Below are 1,170 nucleotides of genomic sequence, written 5' to 3'. Positions count from 1 at the left end.
ACTCCGCAATCGACATCAAATCCAGCGGGTAAATGGAGGTGCCCACCTTGAGCAGCTTCATGCGCAAACAATGCCATACCAACCGATCGTCCTCAAATGGGCGCGGGCAGAAATTCCGCCGTGCGCCCTAGTTGGCCGTTCGAGGGCCGAATTGGCGGGCCGAGCAGCGGTCGGTCCGGTTTTCCTTGCCGGGCACGTTCGTCAGAAGCCGGGATGAGTGGGACGCGGTCATTCAATCAGTTGTGAAATCGGATGCTCCGGCCCGGGTCCCGGCATAATCACGAACTGCCTCAAGCCGGAGCCGCCCAGCCCGAGGAGTTCCACGCGATATACTTGCCCGATTTGAAGTGGCGATGCCTTCACACGTTCAATCATTCCTGCTGGGGCAGTGCCATAAACAACCTCGCCCTGAACCTGACCGTTCAAATCGCTGCTTTCGATTTTCCAAACAGGTGCAGCATTGCGGGCGATCGGACTGACGATCAGTGCCTCAACGGTGGCAGGCTTTGAACCGGATGTCAGAAGAAACACCGTCCGACCGCCTCGTGACTCCAATTCAATGTCATATGAGAGCTGGCAGCCGATAAGCATGAACGGTGCGGCTATTGCCGAAGCAGCCTGTGCTAGTTTCATCTGCGCAATGTGCAAGAACAATCGAATGTTAGCAAGCGGATCAAGCAGGACGGCGATTGGATGTTCGAATGCCCGCAATGGGCGTGTGTTGAAATTCTGCGCTGCGCCCTAGTCGGTCGCTCAAGGGCAGATTTGACGCTCCAGAAACCTGCCGGTCCGGTCGACCGCGCAGACCTGAGCGGTCGACGGTGAAGATGGGGTGGTTAGCGGCCATTCCTCCGGGTGCGAGCGTTCCTCAGTCGGTCTCACGCTACAGCGATNTGACGCTCCAGAAACCTGCCGGTCCGGTCGACCGCGCAGACCTGAGCGGTCGACGGTGAAGATGGGGTGGTTAGCGGCCATTCCTCCGGGTGCGAGCGTTCCTCAGTCGGTCTCACGCTACAGCGATTTTCTGCTGGGCCCGGGGAAGCCCTTTCGCGACATTCGAATGGTGGATGCGGTCACTCTTGCAAAGCGGTTCATCGGAACGACCGAGATCGCGAAGAGGCTCAGGCTGCATCACGTTGCCGCCCTGAATTTGGCCATGCAACGGGGCGT

1 protein-coding gene is annotated in these 1,170 nt (G+C 58.8%); it reads right to left on the bottom strand.

All coding sequences use genetic code 11. The features are described from left to right. Positions 1–228: 228 nt before the first annotated feature. Positions 229–711 (bottom strand): hypothetical protein, encoded by a 483-nt coding sequence (locus tag MTR62_RS21000; protein ID WP_244024605.1) that lies wholly within the window; start codon positions 709–711, stop codon positions 229–231. Between the last annotated feature and the right edge of the window lie 459 nt (positions 712–1,170).

The sequence above is a fragment of the Novosphingobium organovorum genome, assembly GCF_022832435.1.
GTDB classification, from domain to species: Bacteria; Pseudomonadota; Alphaproteobacteria; order Sphingomonadales; family Sphingomonadaceae; genus Novosphingobium; species Novosphingobium organovorum.
Note: the sequence above shows the minus strand (reverse complement) of the source record. Positions and strands in the feature narration are given on the sequence as shown.